Source organism: Micromonospora lacuserhaii (genome assembly GCF_036902735.1).
Lineage (GTDB): Bacteria > Actinomycetota > Actinomycetes > Mycobacteriales > Micromonosporaceae > Micromonospora.
Window position 1 is genome coordinate 1 of the sequence record NZ_JBAKHO010000077.1, and the last position, 17442, is coordinate 17442.

Sequence of the window (17442 nt, forward strand, 5' to 3'; positions counted from 1 at the left end):
GTCGGCCAGGACGGCCGCCCGGGCGGCGGCGGCCCCGCGCCGGCGCAGGGGCGGCGGGTCGACGTCGAGCACGGTCACCCCGCCGGCGACGTGGTGCCGGCCGGGGTCGCGCAGCAGCGCCCGGTCGCCGATGAGCAGCGGCAGCGGCCGGTCCAGCCGCAGCCGTACGGTGTCCGCGCCCAGCGGCCGGACCCGGGCGGGCACCGCGGCCGAGCCCACGTGCAGGGTGAGGGTGGCCGGCAGGTCGGCCGCCGGGTCGCCGGCCAGCCGCACGTCCAGCAGGTCGGTGTGGTGGAACCGGCCGGGGGTGAGCAGCGCGTCGCCGCGCCCCAACCGGTCCCGGGCGATGCCGCGCAGGTTCACCGCGACCCGGGCCACCGCGTCCACCCGGTCGTGGGCGGCGTTGAGCGAGTGCAGGCCCCGCACCCGGACCGGCGCGCCGGTGCCGGCCAGTTCCAGCTCGTCGCCGACGCGCAGCCGGCCGGCGCCGAGGGTGCCGGTGACGACGGTGCCGCTGCCCCGGATGGTGAACGAGCGGTCCACCCAGAGCCGTACCGGCGCGGCGAGGTCCGGCGCGGGCAGCCGGGCGACCAGCCGGTCCAGGGCGGCGCGCAGCTCGGGCAGGCCGGCGCCGGTGACCGCGCTGACCGCCACCGCCTCCACCGCGCCCAGCGACGTCGCGGCGATCCGCTGCCGGGCGTCGGCGAGGGCCGGGCCCGGATCGGCCAGGTCCGCGCGGGTCACCACCAGCAGGCCGTACGACACCCCGAGCGCATGCAGGGCGGCCAGGTGTTCGGTGGACTGCGGCATCCAGCCCTCGTCGGCGGCGACCACGATCAGCGCGGCGGGGACCGGGCCGACACCGGCGAGCATGTTCGGCACGAACCGTTCGTGCCCCGGCACGTCGACGAAGGCCACCGTGCCGCCGGCGGGCAGCGCCGCCCAGGCGAAGCCGAGGTCGATGGTCATACCCCGGCGGCGTTCCTCGGCCCACCGGTCGGGTTCCATCCCGGTCAGCGCCCGGACCAGCGTGGACTTGCCGTGGTCGACGTGCCCGGCGGTGGCGACGACGTACATCTCAGCCGACCGCCCGCAGCACGGCCTCGCGCAGCACCGGATCGGCGGCGGCCGGTACGCAGCGCAGGTCCAGCAGCAGCCGGCCCCGCACCACCCGGCCGAGCACCGGCGGTTCGCCGAGGCGCAGCGGCTCGGCGTACGCGCCGGGCAGGCTCAGCGCCCACGAGTCCAACTCCACCCCGGGGGCGCCGCCGCCCCCGACCACGGCGGCGCTGGGCACCACCTCGGCCTTGCAGCCGTCGGCGCCGAGGGCGTCGCGCAGGCTCTCGGCCCGGGCCCGCAGCCGGGCGGGGTCGGCGTGCAGCGCCGCCCGGGTCGGGGTGTCCGGTGTGTGCAGGGTGGCGGCGAGCGCGGCGAGGGTGAGCTTGTCGACCCGCAGCGCCCGGGCCAGGGGATGCCGGCGCAGCCGCTCGACCAGGGCCGCGTCGCCGAGCAGCAGCCCCGCCTGCGGCCCGCCGAGCAACTTGTCGCCGCTGGCGGTGACCAGGGTGGCGCCGGCGCGCAGGGTGCTCGCCGCGTCCGGCTCGTCGAGCAGCAGCGGGTCGGGCGCCAGCAGCCCGGAGCCGATGTCGGCGACCACCGGCACGCCGAGGGTGGCCAGCTCGCGGACGCCGACGGCGGAGGTGAAGCCGGTGACGACGAAGTTGGAGGGGTGCACCTTGAGCACGAAGCCGGTCCGGGGGCCGACGGCTCGGGCGTAGTCGTCCAGGCTGGTGCGGTTGGTGGTGCCGACCTCGCGCAGTCGGGCGCCGGTGCTCTCCAGCAGGTCGGGCAGGCGGAACCCGTCGCCGATCTCGACCAGCTCGCCGCGGCTGACCACGATCTCGGCGTCCGCGGCGAGGGCGGTGGCAGCGAGGACCAGCGCGGCGGCACCGTTGTTGACCACGTGCACGGCGCCCGCGTCGGGGACGGCGGCGGCGAGCGCGTCGAGCGCGTCGCGCCCGCGCCGGGCCCGCCGGCCGGTGCGCAGGTCCAGCTCCACGTCGGTGTGCCCGGCGGCGGCGACCACCGCGGCGACGGCGGCCGGCGAGAGCGGGGCCCGGCCGAGGTTGGTGTGCAGCACGACGCCGGTGGCGTTGAGCACCGCGCGGGGCGCCGGCGCCGGCAGGGCGGCGAGGGCGTCGTCGGGTACCTCGTCGGGGGTGATCTCACCGCGCCGGGCCCGCTGCTGGGCCTGGCCGATCGCGGCCTTGACCCGGTCCCGGCCGAGGGTGCCGACGGCGGCGGCGAGCCGCGGGTCGGCGAGCAGCGTGTCGGTGCGCGGCACCCGCCGCCGCGGGTCGGCCGACCCGTCGCCCATGCGCGTCATCTCCCGGGAGAGCTTTGGCGGAGACGGACGGGAATCGAACCCGCCTGGCCCGGGTCCCGGACCACACCGGTTTTGAAGACCGGGAGGGGCACCAGCCGCCTGAACGCCTCCGTCCTGGAGTCAACCACAGCCGACCGGGGGGCGCGCGGCGAGGTGTCAGGCCTCGCCGGCCTCCCGGCGGCGGATCCGCTCCCGCTGCGGCACCACCGTGTACCTCGGGTCCTTCGCGGAGGCGACGCCACCGTGGAAGATGCCGAACCGGGTGGCCAGGGACGCGGCGAGCAGCGCACCGCCGGAGAGCGCGGAGAGCGTCCGGCTGCGCCGGCCGATCAGCGCCCCGACCACGCCGGCGGCGGTCAGCGCCCGCCCGGCGCGCAGCAGCCGCCCGGCGGTGCCGGTGCGGTAGGGCTCGCTGAGCAGACCCAGCCGGGTCTCCACCGAGTGCGAGCCGAACAGTTCCAGCGCCGCCCCGGCCACCGCGAACCGGCGCGCCGGGCCGGCCTGCGCGCAGGGCGCGGCGATCAGACCCACGCCGGCACCGCTGGCCAGCGCGCTGCCCGCGAAGATCGTCGGGAGCTCCGGGTACGCCTCGTGCCAGGACGGCACGGCCGTCCCGGCGAGCAGCACCCCGGTGTACGTGGCCAGGGCCGGCGCGGTGACCGCGGCGGCCAGGCCGGCGGCCTGCCCCACCGGCGGCAGCACCCGGCGGGCGAGCCCGAGCACGCCCCGCTCGGGCAGCCAGTGGGCCCCTTCGGCGACCGCGGCGATGCCGGCGGCGGGGCCGAAGGCGCTGAGGATCCAGGTGCCCACCGACATCGGCGAGGTCGGCTTGGCCACCCGCAGCATGTGGTGGAAGCGCGACGGCTTGCCCAGGTCGTTGACCAGGAAGTACGCGCTGGCGGTGACCGCGCCGAGGGCGGTCACCCGGCCGGCACGGCGCAGCGCGGGCCGGCCGGTGAGCTGCCCGCCGGCGGCCAGCAGCGACGAGCCGGCGGCCAGGCCTCCGGTGAACAGGTACGCGGCGATGTCCCACTTCCACACCGGCGCCTTGAGGATGGGCCGGCCGTAGTAGGAGGTGAACTCGGCCTCCGGGACGCGCAGTTCCTCGCCGCCGCGCCCACCGCGCCTGCGGCGCGCCCGTCGGTCCACCGGGTCGACGTCCCGGGGCGGGTGGGGGGCGAGCCGCACCTCGGCCGCGCCGGAGTCGGTGCGCGCCGCGCCCGCGCCGCGGTCACCGGGGCGGCCAGCGTCGGGTGCGTCGGCCGCGGCCTGTTCCGGCGACGGGGCGGCAGCGGACGTCATGGCGCCGGCACCGACCCGACGCTGGTCGGCGCCCGGTGCGGCCGAGGGCTCGCCCGGCGGGGCGCCGGCACCCTTGGCGCCGACGCCGACCTTCGGGCCGTGGCCGCCCTGGCTGCGGTGGCCCGGCCCACCCAGGCGTCCGGGGCCCTCCGTCTCCAGCCGTTCCCGGAAGCGGCGGAACAGGGCACCGACCGGGGCGCGGTCCGGACTCACGATGAACCTCCGACGAACGCGGCGACGGCCGCCGCCGCCATGGCCACAGCCGCCAGCCCGGCCCGCTTCCACATCTTCGGCAGGTCACGGGTGGTGACCACCGGGTCCGGCGGCAGGCCGTACACCTCCGGCTCGTCGAGCAGCAGGAAGAACGCGCCGTCGCCGCCGACCCCGTCGGTCGGGTCGTTGCCGTAGAGCCGGGCCTCCGGCACGCCCCGCTCGTGCAGCGCGGTGACCCGCTGCGCGGCCCGCTCCCGCAACTCGTCCAGCGGGCCGAACTGGATCGACTCGGTCGGGCAGGCCTGCGCGCAGGCCGGGGTCATGCCGGCGCCGAGCCGGTCGTAGCAGAGCGTGCACTTCCAGGCCCGGCCGTCGCCCTTGCGCTGGTCGATCACGCCGTACGGGCAGGCCGAGATGCAGTAGCCGCAGCCGTTGCAGATGTCCTCCTGCACCACGACCGTGCCGAACTCGGTGCGGAACAGCGACCCGGTCGGGCAGACGTCCAGGCAGGCGGCATGGGTGCAGTGCTTGCAGACGTCCGACATCATCAGCCAGCGGAAGTCGGTGCGCTCCTCGACGCCGGTGCCGCGGCCGGGCGGCTGCGCGCCGGGCATGCCCAGGAACTGGGTGCCGTTGGTCGGGGCGGCGCCGTTCGTCGGGGCCCCGACGACGTCGGCGGGCCCGCCCCCGGCCATCCGGGCGGCGGCCGACGGAGAACCCGGGGGCACTCCCGGATCGGTGCCGGTCGGGTTGCCCGTACCGGCCGCCACGGCCGCCGACGAGGCGCTCACCGAACCGCCCGTCGGGTTACCGGCGAACGGCGGGGTGCGGTGCCCGGCCGGGACCGGCTGCTCGATGAAGGCCACGTGTCGCCAGGAGTTCGCGGTCAGTGCCCCGGTGTTGTCGTACGACATGCCGAGCAGGTCGAAGCCGGAGTCCGGGACCCCGTTCCACTCCTTGCAGGCCACCTCGCACGCCTTGCACCCGATGCAGACGCTGGTGTCGGTGAAGAAGCCCATCCGCGGCCCGGCCTCGACCCAGCCGGCGTCCGGGGCGGGGTCGAGTGGGCCGTAGAGGCTGTTGGCGTCAGGCATCGTCGCCGTTCTCCCTCGGCCCGTCGTCGCTGGACCCGGCCGGATGCCGGACCTCGGTGGTCACCATCGGCGGGACCTCGCCCGACACGATCCCGGCCCGCCGCCGGTAGTCGTCGACGAGTTTCCGCAGCGCCGGGCCGGTCGGCCGGCGGCCGGGACGGACGTCGCAGGTGCCGACCTTGCTCTCCTGGATCAGCACGTTCGGGTCCAGGGTGATGCCGAACAGGTCGTTCGCCGAGTCGCCGGTGACCACACCCTCGAACCCGAAGTGGTACGGCAGCCAGACCTGGTGGATCACCCGGCCGTCCACCCGCAGCGGGGTGAGCCGGTCGGTGACCAGCACCTTCGCCTCGATCGCCGCCCGTCCGCTGACCAGGTGCGCCCAGCCCAGGTGGGTCAGCCCCGCCTCGGCGGCCAGCTCCGGCGACACCTCGACGAACATCTCCGGCTGAAGCTCGGCCAGTGGGCGTACCGTCCGGCTCATCCCGCCGGCGGTGTGGTGCTCGGTGAGCCGGCTGACCGTGAACACGTACGGGTAGACCTGACTGTGCTCCTGCGGCGGGCTCGGGTTCACCGAGTTCACCGGGTGCGCGTAGACCTTGCGCATCGGGTTGGCCTGCTGCCCGTAGAGCGGGTTGCGCATCGGCGACTCGGCCGGCTCGTAGTGCGTCGGCAGCGGGCCGTCGAGCACCCCGCTCGGCGCGTAGAGCCAGCCCTTACCGTCGGCCTGCATGACGAACGCGTCGTCGCCGGCGATCCCCTCGGGGCCGGAGGCGCCGTGCGGCGGCCGGTACGTCGGCGGCTTGGTCTTCTCGAAGTCCGGCACGTCGTGGCCGGTCCATTCGCCCTTCTCCTCGTCCCACCAGACGTACTTCTTCCGCTCGCTCCACGGCCGCCCCTCCGGGTCGGCGGAGGCGCGGTTGTAGAGGGTGCGGCGGTTCGCCGGCCAGGCCCAGCCCCACTCGGCGGCCACCCAGTCCTGCTCGTGCCGGGACTTGCGCCGGGCCGCCTGGTTGACGCCGTCGGCGTACACCCCGGTGTAGATCCAGCAGCCGACGGCAGTGGAGCCGTCGTCGCGCGCCTCGGTGAACGCGGACAGCGGGCGGCCGGTGGCCACGTCGTACCCGTTGATCTCCTTGAGCACCGCCTCGGCGCTCGGCTCGGCCTTCGGACCGTGCGTGGGATAGTCCCAGGCCAGGTCGAGCAGCGCCCGGTCCCGGGGCTTGTCCGAGTCGGCCAGCTTCTCCCGCAGCTTGCGCCCGAGGTGGTAGAAGAACCACAGCTCGGAACGGGCGTCGTTCGGCGGGTCGAGGGCCTTCTCCCGCCACTGCAGCAGCCGCTGCGTCTGGGTGAAGGTGCCCTCCTTCTCCACGTGCGAGGCGGCGGGCAGGAAGAACACCTCGGTGCGGCACTCCTCCGGCACGATCTCTCCGGTGGCCACCTCCGGGGCGTTCTTCCAGAACGTGGCGCTCTCGATCTCGAACAGGTCGCGGACGACCAGCCAGTCGAGGTTGGCCATGCCGAGCCGCTGGGCGCGGCCGTGCGCGGAACCGACCGCCGGGTTCTGGCCGAGCAGGAAGTAGCCCTTGATCTTGCCGTCGATCATGTTGAGCACCTGCTGGTAGGTGCCGTGGTCGCCGGTCATCCGGGGCAGGTAGCCGTAACAGAAGTCGTTCTCCGGCGTCGCCGCGTCCCCCCAGTACGCCTTGAGCAGGCTCGCGGCGAAGGACCGCGCGTTGCCCCAGAAGCCCTTCTGGCCGGGGTGGCGGATGCTGTCCACCCACTCGCCGAAGGTCGGGTGGTCGGCGTGGTGCGGCATCGGCAGGTAGCCGGGGAGCAGGTTGAACAGCGTGGGGATGTCGGTGGAGCCCTGGATGCTGGCGTGTCCGCGCAGGGCGAGCACCCCGCCGCCGGGACGGCCCAGGTTGCCCAGCAGCAGCTGGATGATCGCGCCGGTACGGATGTACTGCACCCCGACGCTGTGCTGGGTCCAGCCCACCGAGTAGACCAGGCAGCCGGTGCGCTCCCGCCCGGAGTTCTCCGTCCAGGCGCGGGCCAGCTCCAGGAACTTCTCCTGCGGGATGCCGCAGACCCGCTCCACCATCTCCGGGGTGTAGCGGGCGAAGTGCCGCTTCAGGATCTGGTAGACGCAGCGCGGGTGCTGCAACGTCTCGTCCCGCTGGGTCTCCCCGCCGACCTGCGCGCCGTGCGACTCGTGCCGCAGCCCGGCGGCGGTGTCCCGCTCCTTGGCGGTGTGCCCGCTGCCCGAAGAGTCCTCGTGGCCCGCGTACTGCCAGCTGTCCTGTACGTAGCTGCCGGTCTCCGGGTCGAAGCCGGAGAAGAGGCCGTCGCCGTCCTCGGTGTCGGAGAAGCGCTCGCTGACGATCGTCGCGGCGTTCGTGTACGCCAGCACGTACTCCCGGAAGTCGAGCTCGTTCGCCAGGATGTAGTTGACGACGCCGCCGAGCAGCGCGATGTCGGTTCCCGCCCGGATCGGCAGGTACGTGTCGGCCACGGCGCTGGTCCGGGTGAACCGGGGGTCGATGTGGAAGACCTTGGCGCCGCGGCGCTTGGCCTCCATCACCCACTGGAAGCCCACCGGGTGGGCCTCGGCCATGTTCGAACCCTGGATGACGATGACGTCAGCGTTGGCGACGTCCTGCTGGAAGTCCGTCGCACCACCGCGACCGAAGCTGGCCCCCAGACCGGGGACGGTGGCGGAGTGTCAAATACGGGCCTGGTTCTCGATCTGGAGTGCCCCCATCGCCGTGAACAGCTTCTTGATGAGGTAGTTCTCCTCGTTGTCCAGCGTCGCCCCGCCCAGGCTGGAGATGCCCAGCGTGCGGTTGAGCGGCCGGCCCTTGTCGTCGACGTCCTCCCAGGTCTCCTCGCGGGCGGCGAGGATCCGGTCGGCGATCATGTCGAGCGCGACGTCGAGCTCCAGGTCCTCCCAGTCGGTCGCGTACGGCCGGCGGTAGCGGACCTTGGTCTGCCGCAGCGGGCTCGTCACCAGGCTCTTGCTGGCCGAACCCTTCGGGCAGAGCCGGCCGCGGGAGATCGGGCTGTCCGGGTCGCCTTCGATCTGGGTGACCCGACCGTCCTTGACGAAGACCCGCTGGCCGCAACCGACCGCGCAATAGGGGCAGACCGAGCGGGCCATGCTGTCCGCGGTCTCGGTGCGGGCGGTGAGTTCCGCCGAGCGCCCGGACTGCGCCGCGGCGCCCCGACCCAGCGGGTCGGTGCCGGTGAGCTGCCGGTAGACCGGCCAGCCCTCGATGAAGGTACGCAGACCCACGCGGACCGCACCTCCTCCACCACGCCGCGGGAAGCTGACCTCCTGAACATAGGACAGGGTGTCGGGCGGCGCGACTCGAGCCGGCGATCTTTTTCCCGCAGGTCGCAGAGCAGCGCCGCCCCCGGCCCTGACGGGTCGGGGGCGGCGCTGTAGGTGTCGGTGTGCAGGTCGCCTCTCGGCGAGTGGCACGACGCGGCTCCAGCCGAACGGTATTCCGCGAAGGCAATTTAGGTGAGGCCCGGGGACACTGGACACACCGACACCCGTCACAACACGCTACCCCCACCCACCCTTCCCCACCCACCAGTGACCGCCACCACCCCGGTTGATCGGGGGTGGAGAGGGTGCCGCCAGCAGGTGGGTGGCGGGAAAAAGCGGATCCGGCGTTACCCTGAGACCATGCAGGCCACCATGCCGACCGCCCACCTGGCCCGCCCGGGCCGTCCCGCGGTGGTGGCGCGCACTCTGGCGGAGCTGGCCGGCCCCACCCGGGGGGTGGTGGAGCTGCCGGTGCGGTTGATGTGGAACGCCGACCGCACGTTCGACCTCGCCGACCCGGACCAGTTGCTCTGGATGTACGAGAACGTGCTGCGGGAGACCACCCGCGCCGAGGACCTGCGACACCTGATCAACGGGCGCACGCTGCGCCGGGTGTGGCGGCGGCTCAACCTGCCGCGCGGCGTCCGGCAGGCCTGGGAGAGCCGGCACCGGGGTCTGCGGGTCGCGTGACCCACCTGCACGACTTCTACCGGGAGGTGGCCCGGGTGGCGCTGACCGCGGCCGGGCCGCACCGGTTCGTGCTCGGCGGCGGGGTCGCCTGGGCGGCGCACGGGCTGGTCACCCGCCCCACCGAGGACGTCGACCTCTTCGCCGACGTGGAGGGCGCCGCCGCGGCCGCCGCCACCGAGGTCCGCGCGGCGCTGGAACGGGCCGGCTTCACCGTCGCCGACGCCGACCCGGACAGCGAGCTGGGCGGCCTCTTCGAAGGCTTCGACCGGGACCTGAAGGACTTCGTGGTGACCCGGGGCGACCGGCAGATCCGGTTGAGCCTGGCCCGGCTGGACCGGCACCGCTCCCCGGTGGTGATGGACCTGGGCCCGGTGATGGACGTCCGGGACCTGGTGGCCAACAAGACCGCCGCCCTGGTCAATCGGCGCGAGGTACGCGACTACATCGACGTCTCCTCGGCGCTGGACCACTACCGGGTGGCCGAACTGCTGGAGCTGGCCCGGCAGGCCGACCCGGCGCTCGACCCGGACGACGTGCGGGAGGCCGGGCGCTACCTGGACCGGGTGCCGGACCAGCGGTTCGCCCGGTACGGCCTGGACGCCGCGCAGGTCGCCGCGCTGCGCCGCCGAATGGCCGACTGGCCCCGCTGACCGGGCGACGACCGGCCGGCGGGGCGTGCCCCGCTCACTTGGTGGGCCGGCCGCCGGTCACTCCGAGGATCTCCCCGGTGACGTAACTGGACTCCTGCGAGGCGAAGAAGACGTACGCCGGGGCCAGTTCGGCGGGCTGCCCGGGGCGGCCCATCGGGGTGTCGGTGCCGAACTCCTTGACCTTGTCCTGCGGCATGGTGGCCGGAATCAGCGGCGTCCAGATCGGGCCGGGCGCGACGGCGTTGACCCGGATGCCCTGCTCGGCCAGTTGGGCGGCGAGACCCTTGGTGAAGTTCGCGATGCCGGCCTTGGTGGTGGCGTAGTCGAGCAACTGCGGGGACGGGTCGAAGGCCTGGATCGACGTGGTGTTGATGATCGCCGAGCCCTCCTTCAGGTGCGGGATCGCCAGCTTGCAGAGCCAGAACATGGCGTACAGGTTGGTCTTCAACACCCGGTCGAACTGCTCGGTGCTGATCGCCGAGATGCCGTCGTCCTGCGACATCTGGTAGGCGGCGTTGTTCACCAGGATGTCGATGCCGCCCAGGTCGGAGACGGTCCGCTCGACCAGGTCCCGGCAGTGCTGCTCCTCGCGGATGTCGGTACGGACCGCCACTCCCCTGCGGCCGGCCTCCTCGACGAGCCGGACGGTCTCCCGGGCGTCCGACTCCTCCTCCTCGGCGAGGTAGGAGATGACGACGTCGGCGCCCTCCCGAGCGAAGGCGATGGCGACCGCCCGGCCGATCCCGGAGTCACCGCCGGTGATCAGGGCACGCTTGCCCTCCAGCCGCCCACTGCCCCGGTACGACTCCTCGCCGTGGTCGGGCTTCGGACCCATCTCCCTCGTCGAGCCCGGCGCCGACTGCTGCTGGGCGGGCTGGCCCTCCTGCTGGCCGTACTGGTGAGTGGGGTCCTGCGGGGTGTACTGGTCCTGGCTCACGGCGGTGCTCCTCGGTACGTCCATTCGTCCGATCCGGTCCTCATCCGCCCTACCCCGGCCGGACGGGGAGAAACGACCGGACGGGGCGTCCGGGGTGGCCGACGTGTTACAAGCGGGTGGCCCTTGGTGCCGGTGGGATGAAACACCGCGGCCTGCTGTGGCGGGAGGGACAGCAGGGTGGTTAGGGTGCGCAACGGCGCCCACGAGGCGCGTCCACCCCCATGGAAAGGCACCTCATGACCTCCTCCTCCGGCGCCTCGCGCCGCCAGGTGCTGGCCGCCGCCGCCGCCGCGGCGACCGCGCCGCTGATCGCCGGCGCCCCCGCGCGGGCGGCCGAGTCGACGGGCCCGAAGACCTGGGACCTGACCATCCTGGGCACCTCGGACACCCACGGCAACGTCTACAACTGGGACTACTACAAGGACGCCGAGTACGACGACAGCAAGCACAACGACGTCGGCGTCGCCAAGCTGGCCACCCTGGTCAACCAGATCCGCGCGGAGCGCGCGGGCAAGGCCACCCTCGTCCTCGACGCCGGTGACACCATCCAGGGCACGCCGCTGGCCACGTACTACGCCAAGCAGGAGCCGATCACCAGCACCGGTGAGACGCACCCGATGGCCAACGCCATGAACATCCTGAAGTACGACGCGGTGACCCTGGGCAACCACGAGTTCAACTACGGCCTGCCGCTGCTGGCGACGTGGATCTCGCAGCTGGGCTTCCCGGCGCTCGCCGCGAACGCGGTCAACGAGGCCACCGGCAAGCCGGCCTACCTGCCGTACGTGATCAAGAAGGTCCAGCTCGGCGGCTGGGACTCCCCGACCATCAACGTCGGCATCCTCGGCCTGACCAACCCGGGCGTGGCCATCTGGGACAAGGGCAACGTCGAGGGCAAGCTGGTCTTCCCCGGCATGGTCGAGACCGCCGCCAAGTGGGTGCCGATCATGCGCGAGCGCGGCGCCGACCTGGTCATCATCTCCGCCCACGGTGGCGACAGCGGCACCTCCAGCTACGGCCCGGAGCTGCCGAACGAGAACCCGGTCGCGCTGATCGCCCAGCAGGTCGCCGGCATCGACGCGATCCTCTTCGGTCACGCCCACGCCGAGGTCGTGGAGCGGTTCGTCACCAACACCGCCACCGGCGCGCAGGTGCTCACCGCCGAGCCGTCGAAGTGGGGCCAGCGGCTGACCCGGATGGACTTCACCGTCCAGAAGGTGCGCGGCACCTGGAAGGTCGTCACCAAGGGCGCCACCATGCTGAACACCAACACCGTGGTGGAGGACCCGGCGGTGCTCGCGGCCGTACGCGGCCAGCACAGCAAGACCGTCGACTACGTCAACACCGTCGTCGCCCAGTCCTCCGAGGAACTGTCGGCCGCCGAGTCGCGGTACAAGGACACCCCGATCCTGGACTTCATCAACCACGTCCAGACCGAGGTCGTCACCAAGGCCCTCGCCAGCACGTCGTACGCGACGCTGCCGGTGCTGTCGATCGCGGCGCCGTTCAGCCGGACCGCGGTCTTCCCGCAGGGCGACGTGCGCATCCGCGACGTGGCCGGCCTGTACGTCTTCGACAACACCCTCGAGGCCGTGGTGCTCACCGGCGCCGAGCTGCGGGCCTACCTGGAGTACTCGGCGAAGTACTTCAAGACCCTCGCGGTGGGCGCGACCGTCGACCCGGCCACGATCAGCGACCCGCTGGTGCCAGACTACAACTACGACGTGATCTCGGGCGTCGACTACGACATCGACATCTCCAAGCCGGTCGGCCAGCGGATCACCCGCCTGGTGCTCCCGGGTACCGACACCGCTGTCGCGGCGGACGCGCAGTTCGTCATCGCGGTGAACAACTACCGACGCAGCGGCGGCGGCAACTTCCCCGGCATCGTCAAGACCCAGGTCTACAACGAGCAGCAGGAGATCCGCCAGCTGCTCATCGACTGGGCGCAGGCGAAGGGGACGATCAACCCGGCCGACTTCTTCGTGCCGAACTGGAAGCTGGTCCGCGAGGGCGTGCCGGTCTTCTGATCCGTACCACGTGACGGGCCGTGGGGGTCTCCCCCGCGGCCCGTCCGCGTCTCAGCCGCCCGGGCCGAGGCGCAGGTTCCAGTCGTCCGGGTTGCCGGCCGGCTCGGGGCGGTCGCGGCGCGGGTCGGTCTCGGTGAACTCCACCCGGTCCTCCGGGCGGACCGCCGGGGGCAGCTCGCCGAAGCGGACATGGCGCAGGAAGGCGTACTCCTCGTCGGTGAACGACTCGTCGTCGGCCATGCCCGCATTGTGCGCCCGCCCGTCCAGCGTCGCATCAACCTACCGGTCGGGGGTAAGCCGGGCCGACGAACGGCGTCGGCGACCAGGTGGAGGACGACTTGCGCGCGGTACGGATGACCGCCCCCGGGGCGCTCGAACAGGTCGAGGTGCCCACCCCGACCGCCGGCCCCGGCGAGGTGCTGCTCGCCGTCGGCGCGGTCGGCGTCTGCCACTCCGACCTGCACATCCTCGACGCGCCGCCGGGGCTCTTCCCCACTCCGATCACGCTCGGCCACGAGATCGCCGGCACCGTGCACACCCTCGGGGCCGGGGTGACCGGCTGGTCGACCGGGGACCCCGTCGCCGTGTACGGCATCATCGGCTGCGGCACCTGCCGGGGCTGCCTGCACGGGCGGGAGAACGAGTGCCGCACCGTCCCGCCGGGCGGCATCGGGCTCAGCCGCGACGGCGGTCTCGCCGAGTACGTGGCGCTGCCCGCCTCCCGGCTGCTGCACGTGGGCAACCTGGAGCTGGCCCAGGCCGCGCCGCTGACCGACGCCGGGCTCACCCCGTACCACGCGATCGAGTTGGCCCGCCCGGCGCTGCGCCCCGGAACGTCCTGCGTGGTGATCGGGATCGGCGGGCTGGGGCACATGGCGGTGCAGATCCTGGCCGCCACCACCGCCGTGCGGATCATCGCCGTGGACAGCAACGTCGCCGCCCTGGACCTGGCCACCCGGATGGGCGCGCACCACGTCGTGCAGGCCGGCCCGGAGACGGTGGAGAAGATCCGCGAGATCGTCGGACCGGCACCGGACGGCGCCGACGTGGTGATCGACTGCGTGGGCGTCGATCCCACCCTCACCACCGCCCGTTCGGTGGTCTCCACCGGCGGCCGGCTGCTCCTGGTGGGCCTGGGCGGCGGCACCCTGCCGGTGCGGCCGGTCGCCGACGAGCCGCCCACCATGCCGCTGGAGACCAGCGTGGTGATCCCGTTCTGGGGTACCCGGGCCGAACTTCAGGAGGTGATCGCCCTGGGGCGGGTGGGACTGCTCAACGCCGACGTGCAGATCTTCCCCCTGGACCGGGCGCCGGAGGCGTACGACCTGCTGCGGCGGGGCGAGATCCACGGCCGGGCGGTGATCGTGCCCTGAGCCGCCGGGGCGCTCAGGCTACCGGCGGGCCGCCGGCAGCCGGTCCAGCAACGCCATCGCGGCCCGCACCGGGGCCCGGTCCAGCGTCCGGTCGAAGCTCGCCCGGCCCTGGCAGAACCGCACGAACATCGACCAGCCGGCCGGGGTCGCCAGCAGTGCGTGGAAGACGTCGGGCCGACGCTCGAACACCTCCAGCAGCCGGTGCCCGGCGCGCATCGACGGCACCAGCCGCGCATGTACGTCCCGCTCGTAGCGGTCCGGGTCGCCGGCGGCCACCGCCTCCCCGGCGAGGGCGCCGGAGCGCAGCGCGAAGCTGATCCCCTCCCGGCTCCACGGCTCCAGCAGGCCGGCCGCGTCGCCGACCACCAGCACGCGGTCGCGCCGCAGCGGCGAGTCCTCGGCCCGGCACCGGGTCAGGTGCCCCGAGTCGTGCTCCGGGTCGATGTCGGACAGCCCCAGCCGGTCGACGAATCGGCGCAGGTAGTCCCGGGTCCGTTCCCCTTCGCCGCGCGCCGCGATCACCCCGACGGTCAACGTGTCGGCCTTGGGGAAGACCCAGGCGTAGGAGCCCGGGATGGCGCCCCAGTCCAGCAGCAGCCGGCCCTGCCAGCGGCGCGCGATGTCGGGCGGGACCGGCAGTTCCCGTTCCAGGCCCAGGTCGACCTGGCGGAAGCGGACCCCCACGTGCCGGGAGGTGATCCCGGAGGAGCCGTCCGCCCCGATCACCGTCCGGGAGGTCACCGAGGTGCCGTCGGCCAGCCGTACGCGTACCCCGTCGGGGTCCTGGTCGAGGCCGCGGACGGCGACACCGCCGCGGACCTCGGCCCCGGCGGACACCGCGGCCGCGCGCAACCGGTCGTCGAACTCGTCCCGGCGCACCATGGACACCAGCGGCGTGCGGTGCCGGCGGGTGAAACCACGTCGCCCGTCCCGGGTGAAGGTGACCCGGTCGACCCGGTCGTGCGCCGGCACCTCGATCCGACCGGCGACGGCGGAGAGCGAGGTGCCGATCAGGCCCCCGCCGCAGGTCTTGTAGCGGGGATGGGTGGTCCGGTCCAGCACCAGCGTGCGGACGCCCGCCGCGGCCGCGACCCGGGCGGCGGCGAGCCCCGCGGGGCCGGCGCCCACCACCACGAGATCCCAGATGATCACGCCGTCAGCCTAGGCCAACCCGGCGCGGCCGGCCGCACACGACCGCCCGTCCGGGTGGGCATTGTCGGACATCTGGCGGGTAAGCCGCAGTACCCAGACGCCCCGCCCGACGGGGCGGGTCACAGCAAGGAGGTCACCATGCAGCAGTTCCGTCTGTCGGAGACCGAGGTACGGGTGTACGAGGCGGTGTCCGCGCTGGAGACGCGCGGACAGGTGCCCTACCCCGACCTGATCGCCGCGGAATCCGGCATGCCCGAGGAGGACATCCACGCCCCGCTGCACCTGCTCACCGAGAAGGGCCTGTTGCACCGGGAGGACTCGCCGATGGCAGGGCTCGACTTCGGCCCGCGGTGGTGTGCCCGCCAGATGGCGTGACCGTCCCGTCCGGTTTGCCGGGGAGCGGCCCGGGTAGCGGTCGGACATGCATGATCGACCGACGGATCGCGGGTCGACGGATCGCGAGTCGGCGGATCGCGGGTCGACGGATCGCGGGTCGACGGATCGCGGGTCGGCGGTGAGCACCGCGCCGTCGCCGGACGGGGACCGGCGCCGGTGGCATGCCCTCGGCGTCGGACTGGTCGCCGCGTTCATGACGCTGCTGGACGTCAGCATCGTCAACGTCGCGGTGCCGTCGGTGGAGAAGGCGCTGCACGCCAGCCCGAGCGACCTGCAGTGGGTGCTCTCCGGGTACGCGCTGACCTTCGGCCTGATCCTGGTGCCGGCCGGCCGGTTCGGCGACGCCCGCGGGCGGCGCAACGCCTTCGTGCTGGGCATCGCCCTGTTCACGCTCACCAGCGCGCTCGCCGGCCTGGCGACCTCCCCCGGCTGGCTGGTGGCCGCCCGGCTGCTCCAGGGCGCCGCGGCCGGCATCGTCAACCCACAGGTCACCGGGCTGATCCAGCAGCTGTTCCGGGGCTCCGAGCGGGGCCGCGCCTTCGGGCTGCTCGGCGCCACCATCGGCATCTCCACCGCCGTCGGCCCGCTGCTCGGTGGGCTGCTCATTCAGCTCGGCGGCGAGGCGCACGGCTGGCGGTGGGTCTTCTTCGTCAACGTGCCGGTCGGCATCGTCGCGGTGCTGCTCGGCTGGCGGCTGCTGCCGTCCCGCCCCACCGGGCAGCCCGACCGGCACCGACTCGACCCGGTCGGGGTGCTGCTGCTCGGCATCGGCGTGGTGTGCCTGCTCCTGCCGCTGGTGCAGCGGGAACAGTGGCACAGCGGCTGGAAGTGGGCGCTCGTGCCGGCCGGACTCCTGCTGCTGGCCGGCTTCGGGCTCTGGGAACACCGGTACGCCCGCCAGCAGACGCCGCTGTTCGACCTGCGGCTGTTCGGGGTGCGGTCGTACACCCTCGGCGCGTTGATCGCGCTGATCTATTTCGGCGGGTTCACCGCGATCTTCTTCATCTTCACCCTCTACCTGCAGAACGGCCTCGGGTACAGCGCACTCGTCGCCGGCCTGGCGATCACCCCGTTCGCCCTCGGGTCCGCGCTGGCCTCCGCCCTCGGCGGCCGGGTCGTCAACCGGTTCGGCCGGCCGCTGGTCGGCGTCGGCCTCGCCGTCGTGGTGCTCAGCCTCGGCGCGGTGGTCGTCGTGCTGCGCGGTACCCCGTCCGGCTCGGTACCGCTGCTGACGGCGGTGCCTCTGCTGCTCGCCGGGCTGGGCAGCGGCCTGGTCATCGCTCCGAACCAGACGCTGACCCTCGCCGAGGTACCCGTTCCCCAGGCCGGCAGTGCCGCCGGGATGCTGCAGACCGGTCAGCGGATCGGTTCGGCCGCCGGCATCGCGGCGGTCGGGTCGGTGTTCTTCTCGTCGCTGTCCAGTACGCGCGGGGACTGGTCGGCCGCCTTCCGGCACTCGCTGCTGCTGGCCACGGGCATCATCGCGCTCGCCCTGATAGCGGCCCTGCTCGACGTGGCGCTGAGCCGCCACGCGGACCACCCCTCGTCGCACCCCCCAGCCCACTCCTCGGCCACCGACGGCCCCTGACGCCCGTCCCCGCCTCCTCGCCGCGTTGATCATGAGGTTACCGGCGGTGTGGATCTCCTCCACTGCCGCCAACCTCATGATCAACGCGGTTGGGCGGATGGGGTGGGGAGATCTTGGACGGTTGGGGTCAGCTGTGGACGGCAACTGTCCAAGATTCGGATACGCCGCTGGCCGGCACCCCGTGAGGGGTGCCGGCCAGCGTTGCTTGCTTGCGGGGTCAGCTGTTCCAGTGCGTGGCGACGAGGTCGGCGGCCTGCTGCTCCCACTGGGCGTAGGCGTCCGGGTACGCGGAGACCT

At 73.5% G+C, this 17442-nt stretch carries 14 protein-coding genes and 1 tRNA gene; 6 read left to right on the forward strand and 9 right to left on the reverse strand.

Annotation, left to right across the window (positions count from 1 at the left end):
* The 6 genes from selB to fdh all read right to left on the reverse strand — a co-directional run.
* On the reverse strand, positions 1–1077 hold a 1077-nt coding region (gene selB, locus V6U81_RS27315), incomplete at its 3' end, for a selenocysteine-specific translation elongation factor (RefSeq protein ID WP_334493640.1).
* A 1-nt stretch (position 1078) separates the two neighbouring features.
* Complete coding sequence (selA, locus tag V6U81_RS27320) at positions 1079–2377, reverse strand: L-seryl-tRNA(Sec) selenium transferase (RefSeq protein WP_334493643.1); 1299 nt, start codon at positions 2375–2377, stop codon at positions 1079–1081.
* 24 nt (positions 2378–2401) lie between these two features.
* Positions 2402–2497 (reverse strand) — tRNA-Sec (locus V6U81_RS27325).
* A 45-nt stretch (positions 2498–2542) separates the two neighbouring features.
* Positions 2543–3688 carry an NrfD/PsrC family molybdoenzyme membrane anchor subunit gene (nrfD, locus tag V6U81_RS27330; RefSeq protein ID WP_420884101.1) on the reverse strand — a complete coding sequence of 382 codons (1146 nt, stop codon included), beginning with the start codon at positions 3686–3688 and terminating at the stop codon, positions 2543–2545.
* 209 nt (positions 3689–3897) lie between these two features.
* Positions 3898–4995 carry a 4Fe-4S dicluster domain-containing protein gene (locus V6U81_RS27335; RefSeq protein WP_334493646.1) on the reverse strand — a complete coding sequence of 366 codons (1098 nt, stop codon included), beginning with the start codon at positions 4993–4995 and terminating at the stop codon, positions 3898–3900.
* Positions 4988–8290 carry a formate dehydrogenase gene (fdh, locus tag V6U81_RS27340; RefSeq protein ID WP_334493649.1) on the reverse strand — a complete coding sequence of 1101 codons (3303 nt, stop codon included), beginning with the start codon at positions 8288–8290 and terminating at the stop codon, positions 4988–4990. Before fdh ends, V6U81_RS27335 begins: the two co-directional genes overlap by 8 nt.
* 399 nt (positions 8291–8689) lie before the next feature.
* Here fdh and V6U81_RS27345 point away from each other — a divergent pair, with 399 nt between their 5' ends.
* Together V6U81_RS27345 and V6U81_RS27350 are read left to right on the forward strand one after the other, a co-directional pair.
* On the forward strand, positions 8690–9019 hold the full coding sequence (locus V6U81_RS27345) for a hypothetical protein (RefSeq protein ID WP_334493651.1): 330 nt from the start codon (positions 8690–8692) through the stop codon (positions 9017–9019).
* Entirely contained in the window at positions 9016–9669 is a 654-nt protein-coding gene (locus V6U81_RS27350) for a nucleotidyl transferase AbiEii/AbiGii toxin family protein (RefSeq protein ID WP_334493654.1), read from the forward strand. Before V6U81_RS27345 ends, V6U81_RS27350 begins: the two co-directional genes overlap by 4 nt.
* Before the next feature lie 34 nt (positions 9670–9703).
* On the opposite strand, the gene V6U81_RS27355 is transcribed toward V6U81_RS27350, so the two are convergent.
* Entirely contained in the window at positions 9704–10606 is a 903-nt protein-coding gene (locus V6U81_RS27355) for an SDR family oxidoreductase (protein WP_334493656.1), read from the reverse strand.
* A 236-nt stretch (positions 10607–10842) separates the two neighbouring features.
* On the opposite strand from V6U81_RS27355, the gene V6U81_RS27360 reads away from it, so the two are divergent.
* On the forward strand, positions 10843–12636 hold the full coding sequence (locus V6U81_RS27360; RefSeq protein WP_334493660.1) for a bifunctional metallophosphatase/5'-nucleotidase: 1794 nt from the start codon (positions 10843–10845) through the stop codon (positions 12634–12636).
* Positions 12637–12687: 51 nt separating this feature from the next.
* Here V6U81_RS27360 and V6U81_RS27365 read toward each other — a convergent pair whose 3' ends face one another.
* Positions 12688–12876 carry a hypothetical protein gene (locus V6U81_RS27365; protein ID WP_334493663.1) on the reverse strand — a complete coding sequence of 63 codons (189 nt, stop codon included), beginning with the start codon at positions 12874–12876 and terminating at the stop codon, positions 12688–12690.
* Positions 12877–12962: 86 nt separating this feature from the next.
* Here V6U81_RS27365 and V6U81_RS27370 point away from each other — a divergent pair, with 86 nt between their 5' ends.
* Complete coding sequence (locus V6U81_RS27370) at positions 12963–14009, forward strand: NAD(P)-dependent alcohol dehydrogenase (protein ID WP_334493666.1); 1047 nt, start codon at positions 12963–12965, stop codon at positions 14007–14009.
* Positions 14010–14027: 18 nt separating this feature from the next.
* Here V6U81_RS27370 and V6U81_RS27375 read toward each other — a convergent pair whose 3' ends face one another.
* Entirely contained in the window at positions 14028–15161 is a 1134-nt protein-coding gene (locus V6U81_RS27375) for a geranylgeranyl reductase family protein (protein WP_334493669.1), read from the reverse strand.
* Positions 15162–15299: 138 nt separating this feature from the next.
* On the opposite strand from V6U81_RS27375, the gene V6U81_RS27380 reads away from it, so the two are divergent.
* Entirely contained in the window at positions 15300–15536 is a 237-nt protein-coding gene (locus V6U81_RS27380) for a hypothetical protein (protein ID WP_334493672.1), read from the forward strand.
* Between the two features lie 46 nt (positions 15537–15582).
* On the forward strand, positions 15583–17145 hold the full coding sequence (locus V6U81_RS27385; RefSeq protein ID WP_420884100.1) for an MFS transporter: 1563 nt from the start codon (positions 15583–15585) through the stop codon (positions 17143–17145).
* Positions 17146–17442 lie beyond the last annotated feature (297 nt).